Source organism: Virgibacillus salarius, assembly GCF_039521925.1.
Taxonomy (GTDB): Bacteria; Bacillota; Bacilli; order Bacillales; family Amphibacillaceae; genus Virgibacillus; species Virgibacillus salarius.
In genome coordinates this window covers 40,854-59,483 of record NZ_BAAACY010000017.1, presented here as the reverse complement: position 1 = coordinate 59,483, position 18,630 = coordinate 40,854, and the positions used below count along the sequence as shown (strand labels likewise).

The following is an 18,630-nucleotide window of genomic DNA, read 5'->3' as shown; positions in this document are numbered from 1 at the left end:
TTTGAATGATATAAAGTAAACGGGAGAAAAACGGAGTAATTCTGAGATAATTTTAATTTATAGAGGGAGGTATAACATTGAGCTTTCTAGCCCCTAGTAATACACAACAAATGCAAGTTCTGTATAGAGGTGACCCCAACATTGTCCCCCACCTACAATCGATTCGTGAGCAAATACACAATTTATGCAGGTTTCATGTTAATAAGATAGTTAGGGTGCAAACGATAGATGGAGAAGTTTATGAAGGGACTATTGTTAGCTGTGATAAGAGGCATTTATACCTTAGTATAGATAATTCAAATCGTCAATACGGATATGACCCTTACACCCCGATAATAATGTCACTAGTTCTTTATGAATTACTTTTAATTACATTATTGTCAATCTATTAAGTAGTTTAAATACATCTGATCTTTTCACCTCGTCTGACTGGAGTTAAGTCTTGATGTATAGGAGCTTGACTTTTTAGGTCAATATTATTGAAGTGTACCAAATTTCTAAGTAATATCGTTCGCATAATTTAGTATCCCGACATATATTACTATATTCGCTCTTCTTCTTTAAATAATGACTTTTATGACTAAAATCATGACTATAGTTATCTTCCACACCTCCTCCCTGTTCTTTAAACTAATAAACATCAGTAGGAACAACGGAGGAGGATAGTTGAAAAAATGAAACAGTTAAAGAAGCGAGAAAATCTTGATATAGAATGGCTTTGGCTGATTATCACTGCAAGGAATATCGGAATTACGAAAGATGAGATCAGACAGTTTCTACGCAAACATTCATTATCCAACAATATGAAGCACTAATTATAATTCTTTTAGTAATAAAATTGCTTCTGTCCGCGTACGTACATCTAACTTTTTATAAATTTGGCTAACATAATTTTTAACAGTACCTATGGATAAGTATAATTCTTGCGCAATCTCCTTATTCTTTTTGCCGGAGATTAGTAGTTTCAAAATGTGGTATTCTGTTTTAGTGAATTCTAAATTTTTGTCTGCTAATTGATAATATAGGTAGTCTGTTGATTTGTCATAATCATTATTATTTAAGTGATCGACTAAAACGGAATGTACAGATGAAGGAATAATCATTTGACCAGATAAGCTATCACGAATGGATCTTATTATTTGATCAGTCTCTGAATCTTTAAGTAAATAACCATTCGCACCATTTTTAATTGCTTGTAAAATGTACGCATCATTAGAAAATGTTGTTAGCATTACGATAATTATATGTGGATAGGTTTGTTTGATTTCTTTTGTAGCAATAAGTCCGCCCTTATTTGGCATTCTAATATCCATTAGCACGATATCCGGCTGATATTCTTTTGCTTTTTCCATCGCTTCTTTTCCATTGTAAGCTTTTGCAATAACTCGGAAATTGTCATTAATTTCTAAAATAGCAGCAAGTCCATCACAAAAGATAGGTTGATCGTCAGCAATTAAAATATGAATAGGCTTCACTTTATCACCCCAATTTTTTGTTTTCATATTTTTGAGATTGAGATATGGATGGGAGACTAATCATTAATTCTGTACCACCATTATTAGGAAGTGATGTAATTAACCATTCTCCTTTTAATTCTCGCACTCTTTCTTGCATAGAGATTAATCCAAAACCTAGAGTTGCTTGTTTTATATCAAAACCTCTTCCATTATCTATTAACTTAAAAATTGTGTTGGAATCTTCTTTATATAGCAAGAATTCAAAATGCGTACTTGGGCCATGACGAATACCATTCGTCAAACCTTCCTGGAGAGCACGATAAATTACTAGTTCTTGTTTAGGACTGATGTGTAGGTTAGGGGCATCGATATGATAATCAATAGTAATACCAGTTTGATCAATAGTATCTTCTAGTAATGAAGTTATACTTGGTAGAAATTCAATGAAAGACTGCTGATTATTTAACAGTTTTACTGATTTTCGCACATCATTTAAACCATTTTGAAGTTGAATTTGAATGTCATTTAACAGTTGCTTTGCTTTTTTCTTGTCATGATCTATCAATTTGTTACTGGCCTTAACACCCATGATTGTTGTTGTTAATGTATGTCCAATTGTATCATGGATTTCTCTAGAAATTCTGGTCCTTTCTGCAAATAGCGTGTTTTCCTCTAATGACAAAGCAGCTTTTTTTATACTCTCGTACGCCTTTGCTAATTGCTGTTTTTGATTGACTATAATTTTTGCTAAGTAACTAAGTGCAAAAAATGAAACAAACTCTAAGCTTTTTGGGATAATAAAATGTAACGATTCAAACGATGGATAATTAATAAATCTACCTATAACAAAGAATGTGTACGCAAGAAAAGTAAATGGTATGCTAAATTGCTTTGTTCGATGCATCGCTGCTTCACCAACTAGCACTAGTAAATATATTTCTGAAATGAAGGAATTGTCATAAATATTAATAGCTAAAGCGATGAATAATTGGATAAAAAGTATGATTCCTCCTTTAAGAGAATGTAAATCAACATGAAAAATAAAATTTCGGATAATGTATGTAATAATAAACAGAATGGTAAATAAATAAATTTGCAAGAAATGTTCTTGCTGATCCAATGAAAGCAATGGTAGAGTTATGATTAAACCAATGATAATAATAAGGTCTAGCTTTTTTTCAAATGATTGACTCATTATTCACTTCCCCTTTCTGACTTAGACTCTTACTAACATGTTATCAAACTTTCCACTCTCTTCATGACATTTGATTTTTTTACTTCATAACTTTTATCCTTATTTGATATTGTAAAAAAGGAAGTTTCACTTTATGATATCAGTTCGTTATTAAAATTAGATATCCAAACCTTTACTTCTTCAGATGAAAAAGAGGCTGTGACAAAACACAACTTCTTTACTCAAAATACGAATAATTATGTTATCAATAGGAGTATCATCGCCGCACCCTGAACATATACGCGCTTTCCGAGCACGGCCACAGCTAACTTGGTAAAGAAAAACAAGTTACCAAGTGTGGATCTTCGGACTGGTGCTGTTCCCGCCGGAGTCTCGCTTATTTCAGGTGCTAATTTAATTTTTCTAAAAACGAGCGATAATTAATTTCAACTAATTATCGCTCGTTCTTCATTGTTTCTTCATTCTTTTGTCTCAGCCTCTTTTTAAATTTCTTGTTTTTTTGTTGGTGTTACATCGGCAACATCATCAAAGTAAAAAAGGCGCTTTCCCTTCTTTAAAACAACCATTAGAATATGGCAAAAGAGAACTAACCACAGTATTAACATGAAAAAGAAAGCAGCAAGGCTAATCCATACATGATAATAATAGAAAGCAGATTCCATATCTAAGTTAATCAGGGATACAGCCTTTAAACCCTGATAAATAACCCATGGTATATAGAGTGCTATAAATCGCTTGAGTAGTAGCGGCCAAGCAGGATATCTCTTCTTCTTATCTATGAGTCGATATCGCATCACGGTTGTACCAATTGTTTTTCCTTTCCAAAAGACGGGTACAACAAAAAATACCACAAAAAAGGCCAACGTTTTATAAATGACTTCTATGAGATGGTCTGTTAGAAAGAAACCAGTTAAAATTTCCCAACTAATATGGACTAATAGAAAATCAATAAATATAGCAAGTAACTGCGGAATAGGTAAGACGATGTCTTTACGAAGTATTTTATCTTTTTTGGCTAACACCTTTTTCTTTGACGGAAATAAAGCAAGAATTACAGGTCCGATAAGAAAACCAAAAAGCGCACCACTACTATTCAATAGAAGATCATCGACATCAAAAATGCGATAAGGGCATGTATACAGTCCGTAAATACCCGTTAGTTGCGTAACTTCGAAAAATAATGATGTTGTAAAACCAATTAGGAGAGCACGTTTCCAATAGTACCTTTCTTGAAAATAATATCTTATATAGACACCAAGCGGAAGCAATAATAAAAAATTGAAAACAGCTTGTAAGAACGCACTTTCCTTGATAATTTGTATATAGGTTGCTGGCTGTGACCAAATTACCGCACTGCCATGTACGATATCCCAAACAAAATAAAAGGGAATAATGGAATAATAAACGGTATCCGGTGCTTGAAATGCACAGGTATCTCGAGTGCTTGGAAGTGGCAATAAAACTAGAAACAAGGCTGAGAGCATATAAAAAATAAAGGAATAAACGATAATAGATGTCCAAATGCTTAAATAGCCATATTTTCTATAGCAATAAATTAACCATGGAATGATAAGTAAAAAACCTAAAACTAAAAACATGATAAACGCTGTTTGTATTGGCATCGTATAAGAAAACAAGCTACCACCTCATTTTTGTTATGATTTAGTTTCTGAAGTTTTTTATTATCTAAACATGGTACAGAACAAAAGCGCAAGCGTCCGATTAGAAACGTAGCGACTGGAGCCAGTCAACGAAGATTAAGAGCTCACGGTGAGCTTGCGAGCCGATCATGACTTATCGTAGGGCGATTTGTGAAGTTACCTAGTTTTCTGGGATTCAGGGCGCTAGAGCTGGACGCAGCTCAACACGCCTATATTTTATCCACTTGGGCAAATGTTATCATTTCCTTCATTTTCCTAGACTATAAAAAAGTGTGTACGCATCATACACACTTTTTAATGGTTATCTTATTACTTTGATCATTCAAGATATAGTAATAGCATGTTTTCTATTTAAAATCCCTATTTATTCTTAACCTGATAAAAAAGCTGTACATGTCCTGATTGAAGTGTTTGCGTGTGTATTTGCTTCATAGTGACTCTTTCTTGTACTTCTTTGAATAAAGGTTTACCTTTTCCAAGAACAACTGGTGCAACGGTAATGTGATATTCGTCAATTAATCCCGCATTTAACATATTAGATGAGAAGTCAGCACTTCCTAATATTGCTAAATCTTTACCAGCTTCTTGTTTTAACTTGCTGATTTAGTTTTCCGCATTTCGTTGTATAAGTCTCGTATTTTCCCAGGTCGCTTCCTGTAGTGTATGGGAAAATACAATCTTCGTATGAGCATTCATAAGGCGAGCGATATTTCCGGTAGCGCTAGGCCAGTAGCTTGCCATATGTTGATACGTTATTCTTCCAAATAAAAGCATATCTAACGATTCTAAAAAATTTTGAGCATACGCTTCGTATTCACTACCCACACGATGCCAATCCACTTCTCCATGTAAACCGGCAAAGAACCCATCAAGAGACATTAACTCTTGGGCGATTAATTTTCGCATCTGAACCACCCTTCTAGTATAGAATTTTAAGGAAAATGTAGTAGGATAGCTAAAAGATTAACATAATTACGAACTATGGATTTCTTCTCGATTGCTATCTTTCATCTTAACTTTATCAATTAATGTTAATTTTGGCTTCTATCCATTGATCAGCAACGTTGGCAGTGATACCTAGATGTTACCATCTTTCATTCACGCGATAGTAACGTCACCCAGCATGGTTATGTGTACTTTGAATATACATGTACGTCCTGACCGTTCAATACGAGCTTTTTATCTAATGACATCCCTATTTTTTGTGCTACATGTTGAGAGGCAAAATTATCAGGTTGGATAAGAGCAATAAATCGTTCATGCTGTAGATGTTTAGTTCCATGTTCTAATAATGTATGTGCTGCCTCTGTTGCATATCCTTTCCCCCAGTGCTCACGAGATATCCAGTAGCCTATTTCGATTTCCTCTTTACTATCAATCGTTTGTGGAACTAATCCCGCATGACCGATCAGCGTGTTATCTGCTTTATTCACTAATACCATTAAGCCCATGTTTTTATTAGACTCATACGTACGATAAATCCAACTTAAAAACTTCTTTCCCTCATTTTCATCTCTTGGCTTGCCATTCCCAATAAATTGGATAACCGCTGGATCGCTTAACAATGACATCAGAAATGGAAAATCATTATTATCATATCTTCGAAATAATAGTCTTTGAGATGATAGCAATTATATCACTCCCTTCTATTTATAATCTTATAATTGTATAATTATCTTCATTTATTTTAACATTTGGTATATATAAAATCACTGAAAAATTTAGTTATTTCTATGTCGTGAAAACATGTTTCCTCTATTTCCTTCTAGGCCTCATAGATAGTCTTGGTGAATGAGATCTTAGCTTGGTCCTTTCCCCTTTACACAGGTTACGTGTTAAGTCTTTGCTTTTACTGGGATTTGTATTTCCGTTACATACTCTTCTTGGTTTCCGGTTACAGCTAAGTCAATGATCATTAACTCAATTCCATTACCTATGATTTCATAGCCGCGCTGTTGGATTTCTAATAGTAGGATCTCATAGCTCTCCGTAATATTGTCATATGGTCCAATATGATGTATGCATGCATAATTTTCAGCGATTATTGTTGATAGATCCTCCATGTTATTAGGCACATGATGAAGTATAATGAACACATCATTGATTTGAGGTGTTTGTTGAATGCTTAATGAATCTTGTTTAATTGTTATACCTATGTCTCCTGAGAAAAGAGAAAAATCTTTCATTAATAGCTGGTTTTGCAATGAATTAATATAATAGTCGAACATTTCGTCTGATGCATCTGGAGCTACTGGCATTGAAATAATATGTCTTAAAGGAATGGTCGTAAACCAAACTGAGCGCGGAGAAGCTTGCAGTGATTGTTTAATCATCTCTGCTTTATCATTCATTTTTTCTAGCATAAATTCAATCTTATTTTTCTGTTCTTGTAAGCGTTGGGCCTGTTTTTCTAACATATGTAAAACCGTATTTGGCGTTCGATTGGCCATGAAATGCTTAATATCCTGTAGTGAAATATCTAAATTTCTTAAAAATTTTATTGTATCAAGCATGGAAAATTGGTCTAACGTATAATATCGATAATTTGTTTGCTGATCAACCATGTTAGGTTTAAAGATATCCTTTTCATCATAATAACGTAACGTAGATTCTGATATATGATGTAGTTTTGCCATCTCGCCAATCGTAAAATATTGTTTAGGCAACATGTATATACCCCCTTCTTCTCTTGTTGTTTTTTAAGTATTTTTCAGCCTAAATTCAAGTATGCCTGTATTAATAGGTATCCTTTTCATTTTTTTATTTCAAGTATGTATCGGTAATAAATAACTTTCCTTATTTCACGCTGCTGTAGTTGTATTCGGCTCTATAAAGAATAGCAAGCATTCTAAAAACTTCTTAATAATTCGATGTGATATTTTTTATATGGAATATAATCCCCTTGGAAAGTTAAGTATAGTAAATGAAAATGACAATTACATTGGGGCATCCTTATATATTCTAAAGAAGCTGTGAATAAGAAGAATACATCTAGTTGTTATTATAGTATACATTAGTCTATTCATCTTTTTCATTCATCAAATCGTAATCGTTTCTTATACTTCTATAGTACATAAAAAACGCGACCTATTACATTGTAAGCTCGCGTTTTTAACCGATATCGCAAATATATACGTTTTGTATCTTGGATCATGTTTATTATAGGGTTGAGTTCCTATCTATTTCATAACGAATAATCGATTCAAGTCGCTGTATTTCCAGCTATTTTTTTCCATCATTTAATCTTCTAGCTTCTTCGGGACTTGACATTTTTGTAGAGCCTTTATAACGTAGCCCTACATCACGATCTGATTCCACGCGTCCGCTCTCTCGTAGCTTCTTTTCTTGACGATCTTTTCCCATCGTTAACCACCTCCTAACATTTAACATGGTTGTTAGCTTCATTTTTATACATTTAGGGAAAAAGTAGTTAGAGATCGCTGTTAGCATATAGATTTCCTAAATAGCAGTGCGAAATGTACATAAACTAAAAGCATCTATTACTATTTTTGCTCGTTTAATCATAGCAATGATTAAAAGGAGGATGACACGGATGAAATCCAACTCTCTGTTGAAGGCGACTGGACTATGTTTGCTATTCGCATTGTTGCTGACCTCATATAATTGGAGCAAGGTTAAGGGCGTATCCCCTACTACTGTTTTCGAAAACAGTGGACATACCATTGATATAACCAAGAAGATAACCCCTCATTCACCCATTCAAGCAACTATTGACAAGATGTCTTTAAAAGAGAAGATCGGACAACTTGTAATGGTTGGCGTCGATAGTACCTCAATGGATAGGAGAATTAAGAAGTTAATTCAACAGCAACATGTTAGTGGCGCAATTTTATTTACGAAGAACCTTGAATCCGTTCAACAGGCTAAGCAACTAATTAATAACTTAAAAAAGAGTAATGCGAACAACCCTGCTTCTTTGTTTATCGGTATTGATGAAGAGGGCGGGCGTGTCTCGCGAATGCCAGAAGAGTTCCTATCAACACCTGCTAGTAGAGAGATTGGTGATTCTGCCGACTTGAATTGGGCTTATCATACTGGTCAAGTAATTGCTATGAAGGTTGCCTCACTTGGCTTTAATATCAACTTTGCTCCTGTACTGGACATCGATAGTAATTCAAATAATCCTGTGATTGGCGATCGTTCCTTTGGATCAAGTCCGGCTAAAGTAAGTGATTTTGGAATTACTCAAATGAAAGGGATGCAGTCGGAACAAGTCATTTCTGTTGTCAAGCACTTTCCCGGACATGGTGATACAACTAGCGATTCACATATTCAGTTGCCAACGATTGATCATCCTAAATCTCGATTAATGCAGGTAGAGTTACTGCCATTTCAACGAGCGATTACTAAAGGAGCAGATGCAGTTATGGTTGGTCATCTACTTGTAACAGCGTATGATAATGATTCCCCTGCTTCCATGTCAAAAACGATCATATCTGGTTTGTTACGAGAAGAGTTAGATTTTAATGGTGTAGTCGTTGCAGATGATATGACTATGGGAGCGATTCAAGATAATTACGATATAGGCGAAGCTGCAGTGCAATCGATTAAAGCAGGTAGTGATCTAATTCTTGTTTGCCACGACTATGATAATGCTGAGTCAGTGATTAATGGAATTAAGTACGCAGTACAAGCGGATGAGATCACTGAAATGCGTATTGATCAAAGCGTAGAGCGGATATTGAAGCTTAAACAAAAATATCAATTAACAGATGCGTCAATTGAACATGTAGCTATTGATGAAATAAATCAAGCTATAAAAACATGGTAACGTAACTATTTAAACGATCTTACAAGGCTTACGTTTCTTTCAATCACGTAAAATTATGTAATGAAACAAAATACATATTTTGTTTCATTATGAAAATCAATGAAAGCTTGTTACAATAGTTAATGAACCTTTTATATAACCTATGTATAAAAATGTAATTATACATATCGAGTGGAAACGTTCTTCAAATATATGGTAATTATTTGAGGGATCTATCTAAAAAAAAGATATAAATAAAGGATTGTATGGAAGCGAATAAAGGGATTGGTCGCAAAGGTATATTTCGCTTCGTCTGAGAGTCCTTCAAATTACTTCTATTTAAGAGGAGGGGAATCACAATGGAGAAAATGAAGTTTGGAGATTATGTTTTTCTTACAAAAGGGGAACATATCTATCTTCTTGAAAAGTATGGCGAATATGAACTAAACCGAAAGATCGAGGATTTAAACAAATCAAAGCTCAGAGATCCAAGACGAATCTCTGAAATTAAATCAGATTTCCATGCTTTAATTAGTAAAGGCATGCAAACGGTTCAACCAATTCGAGATCGATTAAAAATTGAAGCGATGAAGCAAGAGTTAAAGAAGAAATCATATCGTAATTATTTTTTGTTCGTCATGGGTATCAACACAGGGTTACGTATTAGCGATATTTTACCATTACGTGTTTATGATGTTCGCGGAAAAACACACATTGTTTTGAAAGAAACAAAAACTAGGAATCGTAAAAGATTCCTATTACCAGCAGAATTACGGGGAATTATAGCAGATTATATAACAGGTAAGCACGACGAGGAATATCTATTCCCTTCTCATAAAACGGACTTACCTATTAAGCGGATACAAGCTTATAAGATCTTAAGTAGTGCAGCTAACAATGTTGGTATCAAGGATTTTGGCACGCACAGTTTAAGGAAGACTTTTGGTTATTGGCATTATACAGTAAATAAAGATGTAGCCTTATTGCAAGATATCTTTAATCATTCATCACCTGACATCACGCTACGGTACATTGGGATAAACCAAGATATTGTTGATAAAAGCTTAGAGCATTTTAGTTTATAAGAAGTATGAATAACCGACTTGTTATGAAAATCGATCGTTAACCGGAATATGTTACCTTAACGATCGATCTCATATTCCCAATGACTTGGTCGATGGAGAAAAGAAGGGATTTTTGTACTTGCATCGCCATTTGCTGCATTTAGCTGAGGTTGAGTGATAAATAAGCTTTCACTTAAATTAGTACCTTGTATATTTGCATCTCTTAAGTCCGCACCTATCAAATCAGATCCTCTTAAATCTGCTTCACGGAGGTCGGCAGCAATAAATAAAGCACCTCGCAAGTTTTCACCTCTTAGATCTGCTTTATAAAAATTAGCCACTATGAAATCAGCCCTTTGCTTATCCTTTTTTTGTGCTATTCCAAAGTTACGTTGCGCATTGGAACGAATAATTGCACTTGTCTGTTGTAGTAAATCATTAACCTTATCACGATGAGTTTGTATATCTATTGTTAATATTTCATTCGCCTCATAAAATGTAAGTTGTTCCGTTTCTGTAAACATAGTTATTAGATCACTTTTAAATGGTAATGAAGGTTCTATATCGATTGCTTGTGACAAATACCATAGCATTTCCTGAAGCTGTTGCATAATGGGGAATACGGTGAACATTTGCGAAGCTAATACTTCAGAAGAATTCCAATCAATTCCTGAGAAAGTATGTTGTGAAACCTTTTGTCCCGCCCCAAAGCATTCAAAAACAGAACATCCGCGGAACCCTTCGTTTCGTAAGGTCTTATGTATAGCGCAATTAAAATTTGAATGCAAATTGGAACAAGGTGTCCCTGCATTTTTATTCCGTGCAAAGTCTGCTGACTTTGCAAACGGTAATGCTACACAACATAGTCCAAAACAATTTTCACAATCCGATTTTAAATTGTTCTTTATTTTATCTTGATAGGTATTAACATTTATTTTTGACAAATCTTATTCATCTCCTGTTTCTACTCATCTGTTTTCGATAGCGGGAAAGCTGTAGTTGTTAGCTATTTTTGGTTAATAACTGCTTCTTACATTTATTCCAGCTTGACTATGTATTGCAATCGATAGGTGCATAGTGATATACATTTTTTAATCATTGGCTCAAGATCAGAACGTTCACCACCTGGACGCAAACCAATTCCAGGAAGAATTTTTTCTGGAGTCATGTTTATATATGTATCCATTCCGATATTTATCCATAATTCTGGTGATTTACGTTGCATAGCCTGAGCGATGCTTGTCTTCCCTGATCGAGGAGCACCGTTAAGGTTGACAATCTAACCTTTATGAAAGCTTGTCACATGTATACCGCCCTTCCTTTTAAAGGATTATATATCAACTCGTTTAGCCATATGGTGACCTGTCATATGATAGCCCATTTTCTTATAAAGAGAAATGGCGCGATGATTATGAGCAAAAACATGTAATCCGATTTGTTTAATGTTATACGAAATTGCATAAGCGTCTAGTGCCTCCATGGTAGCTTTACCTAGTCCTCTTCCTTGTTGATTATCATCCAAATGTATGTCATAAATAAAGGCTTGTTTCTCCTGCCCGTTAATCCATAAGATGCCGACATTTTGTTCATTATGCACGATAGAAAATAGTTTCTGATTATTTGTTTCTAAACCTGCTGGTAATAGATCTGTAAACTGATTTTCCGCTTTTTGTAAAGCATCTTCCTCTTTCCAATTTCCTGCTTGAACATGTTGATTGGCATATTCTTTCACTGAATTTTTATAGTAATGATCGAATGTTTCTTGATTCATTGGTGTTAACTGCACTTTCATGATGCTTGCCCCCTTTTCTTTATTTTGTTGTCCCGATGCGTTAATCCCCGGATAAGCAGTACACCTGTGACTATACGTAGAGCTACATTTTTAGCTTGAATGAAAAACATATAAGCTAAAAGGGAACGCTCGAACCAAGCCAATAAATAGGTTGTATAAAGACGAGTAGAGTTAATAAAATACTTGAAGGTAAATGATATGTATTTCTTTTTTTAATAATTTTCCAAAGTTAGTAACAATAGCAATACTATCATTCCAAAAGTGATATAAAGCGATAATGCAGGTTGTTGAAAAACACATATCTCTCCTCCACATTATTATTTCGTTATACTCTCTCTGTTCTCCTGCTAGATTTAGTTATTTTAAATCAGAGTAAGATTCCGTTTTTTTCTGATATGGAGCACGTGAAATAAATTGCGTTTATTGAACCGATTATTTGCTTTTGGAAAGGGAAATAATTGCTTTTGCTTGGTGAATAATTTGATCACTGAGATCTACTGGCTCCACTACTTTTATTTTATCTGCAAAACTCAAAATATAGCCAACCGCTTCATCCTTTGTATCAAATGTAAGCTTTACTCGTATCCAGCCTCCTTTTTTATTGCTTTTCGTTTCGATTTTCTTCATAAACCGATTGGTGAATGCTAGTCTAGGTAGAATGGACGGATCTACATCAACACAAACCTCATATGTAGGAAGTGTATCCATAAAAGCTTTTGTCGATGTTTCCCAATAGCTAGCGAGATGAAAGTCTTTTGGTCTACTAAATTGCACATCTAAGATTTCAGCAGAAGTTATTCGAGACACACGATAGTTACGAAACGCATCCTCATTTTTCAAGGCAACTAAGTACCATTTGCTCCCCTTTGCTACTAGTCCGAGCGGGTTGACTAGTTGATGACCAGAGGATCCATCCAGACGTTCATAACCTAATAATAATTGATTGCAATTCCATATCGCCTGTTTCAGCACATCAAAGTATGCATTTTTTTCTTGTCGGTTTCTCCACCCACTTGTATCAATATGAATACAATTCCAGATTTCTTCTGCATTTTTATGATAAATAGACGGAATGGAGGCAATAAGTTTACTTCTTGCATTTTTAGAAGTCTTTGATAATCCTAAATCCTCTAGTAGATGTGGGGATGTTGAAATAAATAAAGCGCGCATTTCTTCTTCTGTTAAACCTGTCAATGTAGTACGATAATTTTCCAATAACGACCATCCGCCATTTTGTCCTCGTTCAGCTACTACTGGTATACCTGAACTGCTAAGTGCCTCCATATCTCGATAGATGGTTCGCTCAGATACTTCAAGTCTTTCCGCCAATTCCTTTGCAGTAATCTGCCCATATGCTTGTAGTTGTATAAGAATGGATAATAGTCGATCGCCTCGCATCATAATCCCCTTTTTACTTCAATGTATATCAGAAAAATAAAGTCATTCCTATGATAATGATCATAATATCAGCACAAATGTGAATAATCCATGAAAACCATATGGTTTTATTTTTTTCATTTACTTTATGAAAAATGATCGCAATCAACCAAAGACCAATGAAGCATGCTGCAATTAAGAACTTGTTGAACCATAAAGCAATCATGGGAATGTGGTAGGATGCGAATAATAACGGGCTAATAATGTAACCGAGCTTTCGTGGAAGCTGAAAGAAAATAAACCCACGAAAAAAATATTCTTCTAATAATGAATTAATCAATGTAACGTAAATACCAACAAAAATAAACCCAGTTGCTGTGATACCTAATCGATTTGTTAAATCATGCTTTATTTCACGTATATCGAAGAATGGCTGTAGCATTAAATAAGCAAATAATACAATTCCTGCAGATAGTGTCCCTAATAAAAGTAAATGAAGCCAGTCCCGGCGACTTAGTTTCTTCATACTTAGAACGTCAGTAAAACGGAACCCTTGGAATAATTTACTATAGAGCCATATATTCAAGAAAAATAAGCTGATCTTACTAATTGTTTTTATAGTATAATTTATGGTTAAACCATGTTCGATAAAAGCGAGCGTTGCACATGTTACGAATGTACTGCTTATTAAAAAAATAATCTTCTTTGACACAAGTTTCCCCCATTAATGTATTTCGTGTTATTCTGGGATAAGTATTTATGTCAATAGATACGCAAGCAAAAATCCCAGTTCTCCTGATTTTATATTATCATATTAAAAACCAATCATCATAAACTGATGATTGGTTTTTATAAATATTTAATTAGTTAAAAAGGTTCATGCTCAAATATCGCTCACCTGAATCAGGTGCTATACAGACTACTTTCTTATTCTCTCCAAGCTTTTTAGCAACTTGGATTGCTGCATGTACGGCTGCAGCACCGGATAAACCAATAAATATTCCTTCTTGTTGAGCAATTTGCTTAAACATCGAAACGGCATCGTCATCGGCGATTTGTAAGATTTCATCATAGATATCTGTATTCAAGATATCTGGAATAAACCCAGGGCTTGTTCCGACTAATTTATGCTTACCTGGTTTCCCACCTGAAAGTACTGGTGAGCCTTTAGGTTCCACAACGGCAATGTGCAGATTAGAAATTTTTTCTTTTAATGCTTCCCCTGTTCCTGTTACCGTTCCCCCGGTTCCTGCTGTGCATACAAATGCATCTAATTCATCATTCATTTGTTCTAATACTTCGATTGCCGTAGTTGTTCGATGAATATCTGGATTAGCCTCGTTTTCAAATTGTTGAGGAATATAGCTCCCTGGATTTTCCTTTTGCAATTCTAATGCTTTTTTTATTGCACCAGGCATTTTTTCTTCACTTGGAGTCAAGACTACTTCTGCACCATAGGCACGTAAAATGTTTCTTCTTTCCTCGGTACTATTATCTGGCATTACAATGATCGCTTTATATCCTTTAGCGGCAGCATTCATAGCTAAACCAATTCCAGTGTTTCCGCTGGTTGGTTCAATTATTGTATCTCCTGGTTGAATCAATCCTTTTTCTTCGGCGATTTTTATCATATTATAGGCAGCACGATCCTTCACACTTCTACTTGGATTATATTGTTCCAATTTCACATACACATCTGCTGCACCTTTTGGTACGACCTTATTTAATTTCACCATAGGGGTATTACCTATAAGTTCACTAACGTTGTTAACGACTCGCATGTTATTAAAACCACCTTTGTATACATATACGTTTATTTGACGAAGTCTTTCTACTTCATTATGCGTAAGGCTAATAAAAGTTTTCTACAATAGGGTATTCCATTATATTATAATGGGATTGTAACCATTTTTCCAACTTTGCCTATCGGATAACCTGAATAAAAGATAACCTTATATCTTTTATATTTATTATGCACGTCGTTTATATTATTTTGAGTTATGGATAAAAGATCATGCCAATACATAAAGGTATGATCTTTGTAGCTTGGATATTTATCCTTGTTTATCTGTTTCTTATAAGGTGGTTACTCTCTACTATCTATTTATTATAATTGCGGCTAACCTGTTAAATCGACTTCCCTTAAACGAAGCTGCATAATGAAAATAAGGTTCTAATTTCATTTCTTGTATTAATATAGCAAACGAAAAGAAATTAAAGCATCACTTTTATATTACAATGAAAGAATAAAAATAAAGGAGTTGCTTATATGACAGTGAAACTTAGCCCTTATCTAAATATGGAAGGTAATGTAAAGGCTGCAATACAGTTTTATGAGCAAGCAATCGATGCTAAGGTCTTGAGCATTATTACTTATGGAGATATGCCGGACATACCCAATACATTTACAGATGATCAAAAGGATCTGGTGGCACACGCAAATTTACAAGTAGGTGAGACGGAGCTTATGTTTTCAGATGTGCCTGATGGTTCCACTGTTGAAAAGGGCAAACAAGTAACAATTTGTATTACAACGAATGATGTGGCAAAATCAAAACGATTTTTTGAAAATCTACAGCAAGATGGTATAGTCAATACGCCTTTTGCAGCGCAACCTTTTAGCCCAGGCTTTGGTGATGTAACCGACAAATTTGGTGTGACCTTTCAAATTAATACTGAATTATAAACAAAAATAAAAGCTGGAGTTGTAAGCATAAATGCAGGCTCCGGCTTTTATTAATTTCTTTATTCAAAAATTGCTAAATGAAACTTGACTCATATAATGCTATATTATTTATTCATTAAATGGTTTTAGCTGTGCACGGTGATTAAAAAATGTCTTATAGGCTAAATGTAAAAAGATTACAACCGTAATAGAAACGGTACCCGCCACGCCCAGCATAATCGCAATCTGGTATTTTACTGCACTAACCGGAGATGCACCAGCAATAATTTGTCCAGTCATCATTCCAGGTAAAAAAACGATTCCCATACCTACCATCGAGTTAATGGTTGGAAGCATTGCTGAATCGAATGCTTGATTAATAATGGAATCTGAAGCATCCTTTGGTGTAGCTCCTAACATTAAAGCACCTTCTACCTTCTCTCTTTGCTCTTTAATTCCGATAAGTAACTGATTGACACCTAATGTTATTCCTGTCATTGCGTTACCGATAATCATCCCACCAATTGGAATAAAGAATTGTGGATCATACCAAGGATCTAATTGTAATACGACAAATAAGAAGTAAATTAAGCTAATTACGATACCTAAAAACATCGCTAATCCTATTGTTTTCTTTATAGAAAGGCTAATGGTTACACTCGCACGTTTGTATACATTATATATAGCAAATCCAAGCATGAATAAGACAATAATCAATGTTATGATCGGATGAGGCTGTTCAAAAACAACCATTAGTAAATATCCAACTAAAATTAATTGTACTGTCATGCGTAATGTTGAGATAATAATTATCTTCTCTCGAGGAATTCGTTTAACTCGCACAATAACCCATAATATAACAATAAATACATAGGCAAATAATAACTGCCACAGTGTTAAATCCATTGCACTGGACTCATTCATTTGGACACACCTCCTGCAACGACAGACTTACTAAATCGATTCATATCAATCATTGTATCCGCTAGCTCTTGAGCAAGTGCTAAATCATGGGTTATCATGATTAAGGTTTTATTTGTGGTTTTAATGAAGTCAACAAAAGCGTGTATGACCTTGGAGGCTGTTGTGTGATCCAGCGCTGATGATGGCTCGTCCAATAAAAAAACTTCAGCATCTAATAGCATTGCTCGCGCTAAAGCAAGTCGCTGTTTTTCTCCCCCCGATAATTCACCTGCTTGTGCTGCCAATGTTTTATGTAAATCCAGCTGATGTAAGCACCTGTCTAATTCTTCATCAGTAGAAACACGTTGCCCGGATAACTTTTGACCGATTTGTAAATTATCTCGAACTGTTCCATCAAAGATAACAGGCGTTTGCGGTACCATTGTAATATATCGACGTAATTGTACGGGATCCATTTCTGAAAGGTTCTTCCCTTTAAAGTAAATATTACCTTCGTTTGGAGAAATTAAATGATTTACTAATCGAAGAAACGTTGATTTTCCACTACCACTTTTTCCTATAATACAGGTTACTTTATTTGCTTCAATGCTTAAATGATCTATTTCGATAATTCCATTTACTTTCACGTTTTCTATATGAAACAAGAGATGATTCCATCCTTTCCTTATATTACTCTTAGTATTTCAAATATAATCCGAATTATTTCTTTACATAAACGCTATTATAACTAAAATGGAATAAAAATAACCCACGTATTCGTGAGTTATCCTTAAGTAAACGTAACTGTAATAGTGCTTTCATGAAAAAGTTACTAGCCAGATTTCACATAAATACCGAAATGTCAATGATGCCAACGTGTCTTACATTAACTTTTCCAGATTTTTAAATTCTAATGACTGAAATTTAGTTGTAATTTTCTTTTTATCGTAATTCCATAAAGCGTCGTCAAGTCCACAGCTAATCGGTACATCGCATTTGATTTCAGCAAGCTTCCTTGACAAATGGAGCATGTCCAGGTTTGCATTAATCTTCGTTTGTACCCCCTTTGGAAGCTTATCCATATTTGCTAATATATCATCGATTGAACCATGTTCTTGAATTAATTTTAATGCCGTTTTTTCACCAATCCCTTTAACTCCAGGGTAATTATCAGAAGCATCCCCCATCAATCCTTTTAGATCAATTATTTGCTTAGGTGAAATGCCTTTTTTAGCTATGAAATTACCATGATCAAAGATCTCGTAATTTCCTAGTCCTTTTTTCATGATAGCAACACGGATACCATGATCTACCAGCTGTAGAATATCTTGGTCTCCTGTCAAAATGGTTACCTCATCCTCTATGGCATATGCGCGTGCTAGCGTACCAATACAATCATCAGCCTCAAAATTCTCCATTCCTATATTAGGCATATCGAAACTATCTACAACTTCCTTTACTAAATCAAATTGTGGAATCAGTTCTACGGGTGGTTCATCACGATTCGCTTTATAGCCTTCATACATTTCTGTGCGAAACGTTTTACTTCCCATATCCCAGCAGCAAATGACATGAGTTGGTTCAAAGGTATTAACTGCATCTAGGAAATAGCGTAAAAATTGATATACTCCATTTGTCGGAATTCCTTTACTCGTTTTCATATAGTTTCCTCTAAATGCTGTGGCAAAGAAGCCGCGAAATAATAGGGCCATACCATCAACAAGTAGAATCTTTTGTTTTACCAT

Annotated in this window: 19 protein-coding genes and 1 pseudogene; 4 read left to right on the top strand and 16 right to left on the bottom strand. The window is 34.7% G+C overall.

Features of this window, described 5'->3' with window-relative positions:
• The first annotated feature begins 674 nt into the window (after positions 1–674).
• A complete protein-coding gene (locus ABDZ84_RS03135) occupies positions 675–815 on the top strand; it encodes an anti-repressor SinI family protein (RefSeq protein WP_080668711.1) in 141 nt (46 codons plus the stop codon).
• On the opposite strand, the gene ABDZ84_RS03130 is transcribed toward ABDZ84_RS03135, so the two are convergent.
• From ABDZ84_RS03130 to ABDZ84_RS03100, 7 genes and pseudogenes are all read right to left on the bottom strand, one after another.
• Entirely contained in the window at positions 816–1,475 is a 660-nt protein-coding gene (locus ABDZ84_RS03130; RefSeq protein ID WP_026681976.1) for a response regulator transcription factor, read from the bottom strand.
• Between the two features lie 4 nt (positions 1,476–1,479).
• Positions 1,480–2,652, bottom strand: a complete 1,173-nt coding sequence (locus tag ABDZ84_RS03125) for a sensor histidine kinase (protein WP_051388358.1) — start codon at positions 2,650–2,652, stop codon at positions 1,480–1,482.
• A 482-nt stretch (positions 2,653–3,134) separates the two neighbouring features.
• Complete coding sequence (locus ABDZ84_RS03120; protein WP_026681977.1) at positions 3,135–4,289, bottom strand: VanZ family protein; 1,155 nt, start codon at positions 4,287–4,289, stop codon at positions 3,135–3,137.
• A 384-nt stretch (positions 4,290–4,673) separates the two neighbouring features.
• Positions 4,674–5,219, bottom strand: a pseudogene (locus ABDZ84_RS03115) (dihydrofolate reductase family protein).
• Between the two features lie 221 nt (positions 5,220–5,440).
• Positions 5,441–5,944 (bottom strand): GNAT family N-acetyltransferase, encoded by a 504-nt coding sequence (locus ABDZ84_RS03110; protein WP_026681979.1) that lies wholly within the window; start codon positions 5,942–5,944, stop codon positions 5,441–5,443.
• 204 nt (positions 5,945–6,148) lie between these two features.
• A complete protein-coding gene (locus ABDZ84_RS03105; protein WP_343780004.1) occupies positions 6,149–6,982 on the bottom strand; it encodes a MerR family transcriptional regulator in 834 nt (277 codons plus the stop codon).
• A 553-nt stretch (positions 6,983–7,535) separates the two neighbouring features.
• Positions 7,536–7,676 (bottom strand): YpzI family protein, encoded by a 141-nt coding sequence (locus ABDZ84_RS03100; RefSeq protein ID WP_080668712.1) that lies wholly within the window; start codon positions 7,674–7,676, stop codon positions 7,536–7,538.
• 190 nt (positions 7,677–7,866) lie between these two features.
• On the opposite strand from ABDZ84_RS03100, the gene nagZ reads away from it, so the two are divergent.
• Together nagZ and ABDZ84_RS03090 are read left to right on the top strand one after the other, a co-directional pair.
• The gene (gene nagZ, locus ABDZ84_RS03095) at positions 7,867–9,105 is read left to right on the top strand and encodes a beta-N-acetylhexosaminidase (protein WP_321132377.1); all 1,239 of its coding nucleotides are present in this window, start codon (positions 7,867–7,869) and stop codon (positions 9,103–9,105) included.
• Between the two features lie 521 nt (positions 9,106–9,626).
• Positions 9,627–10,169: a site-specific integrase gene (locus ABDZ84_RS03090; RefSeq protein WP_026681983.1), complete on the top strand. Its 543-nt coding sequence runs from the start codon at positions 9,627–9,629 to the stop codon at positions 10,167–10,169.
• Positions 10,170–10,225: 56 nt separating this feature from the next.
• Here the strand turns inward: ABDZ84_RS03090 and ABDZ84_RS03085 are convergent, their stop codons facing one another.
• From ABDZ84_RS03085 to cysK, 6 genes are all read right to left on the bottom strand, one after another.
• Positions 10,226–11,092 (bottom strand): pentapeptide repeat-containing protein, encoded by an 867-nt coding sequence (locus ABDZ84_RS03085; protein ID WP_343779999.1) that lies wholly within the window; start codon positions 11,090–11,092, stop codon positions 10,226–10,228.
• Between the two features lie 92 nt (positions 11,093–11,184).
• Positions 11,185–11,427 carry a phosphotransferase-like protein gene (locus ABDZ84_RS03080; RefSeq protein ID WP_205389765.1) on the bottom strand — a complete coding sequence of 81 codons (243 nt, stop codon included), beginning with the start codon at positions 11,425–11,427 and terminating at the stop codon, positions 11,185–11,187.
• 51 nt (positions 11,428–11,478) lie between these two features.
• Positions 11,479–11,940: a GNAT family N-acetyltransferase gene (locus ABDZ84_RS03075; protein WP_343779996.1), complete on the bottom strand. Its 462-nt coding sequence runs from the start codon at positions 11,938–11,940 to the stop codon at positions 11,479–11,481.
• Between the two features lie 432 nt (positions 11,941–12,372).
• The gene (locus tag ABDZ84_RS03070; RefSeq protein WP_026681986.1) at positions 12,373–13,338 is read right to left on the bottom strand and encodes a helix-turn-helix transcriptional regulator; all 966 of its coding nucleotides are present in this window, start codon (positions 13,336–13,338) and stop codon (positions 12,373–12,375) included.
• A 28-nt stretch (positions 13,339–13,366) separates the two neighbouring features.
• Positions 13,367–14,029, bottom strand: coding sequence for a CPBP family intramembrane glutamic endopeptidase (locus tag ABDZ84_RS03065; protein ID WP_121605131.1), 663 nt, complete (start codon positions 14,027–14,029; stop codon positions 13,367–13,369).
• Between the two features lie 151 nt (positions 14,030–14,180).
• Positions 14,181–15,098 carry a cysteine synthase A gene (gene cysK / locus ABDZ84_RS03060; protein ID WP_026683183.1) on the bottom strand — a complete coding sequence of 306 codons (918 nt, stop codon included), beginning with the start codon at positions 15,096–15,098 and terminating at the stop codon, positions 14,181–14,183.
• A gap of 488 nt (positions 15,099–15,586) precedes the next feature.
• Here cysK and ABDZ84_RS03055 point away from each other — a divergent pair, with 488 nt between their 5' ends.
• On the top strand, positions 15,587–16,003 hold the full coding sequence (locus ABDZ84_RS03055; RefSeq protein WP_026683182.1) for a VOC family protein: 417 nt from the start codon (positions 15,587–15,589) through the stop codon (positions 16,001–16,003).
• 108 nt (positions 16,004–16,111) lie between these two features.
• Here the strand turns inward: ABDZ84_RS03055 and ABDZ84_RS03050 are convergent, their stop codons facing one another.
• The 3 genes from ABDZ84_RS03050 to ABDZ84_RS03040 all read right to left on the bottom strand — a co-directional run bounded on the left by ABDZ84_RS03050 (position 16,112) and on the right by ABDZ84_RS03040 (position 18,630).
• A complete protein-coding gene (locus ABDZ84_RS03050; RefSeq protein WP_026683181.1) occupies positions 16,112–16,906 on the bottom strand; it encodes an ABC transporter permease in 795 nt (264 codons plus the stop codon).
• On the bottom strand, positions 16,903–17,550 hold the full coding sequence (locus ABDZ84_RS03045) for an ABC transporter ATP-binding protein (RefSeq protein ID WP_026683180.1): 648 nt from the start codon (positions 17,548–17,550) through the stop codon (positions 16,903–16,905). The genes ABDZ84_RS03050 and ABDZ84_RS03045 overlap by 4 nt, the downstream gene beginning before the upstream one ends.
• A gap of 216 nt (positions 17,551–17,766) precedes the next feature.
• Positions 17,767–18,630: a 5'-3' exonuclease gene (locus tag ABDZ84_RS03040; RefSeq protein ID WP_343779988.1), complete on the bottom strand. Its 864-nt coding sequence runs from the start codon at positions 18,628–18,630 to the stop codon at positions 17,767–17,769.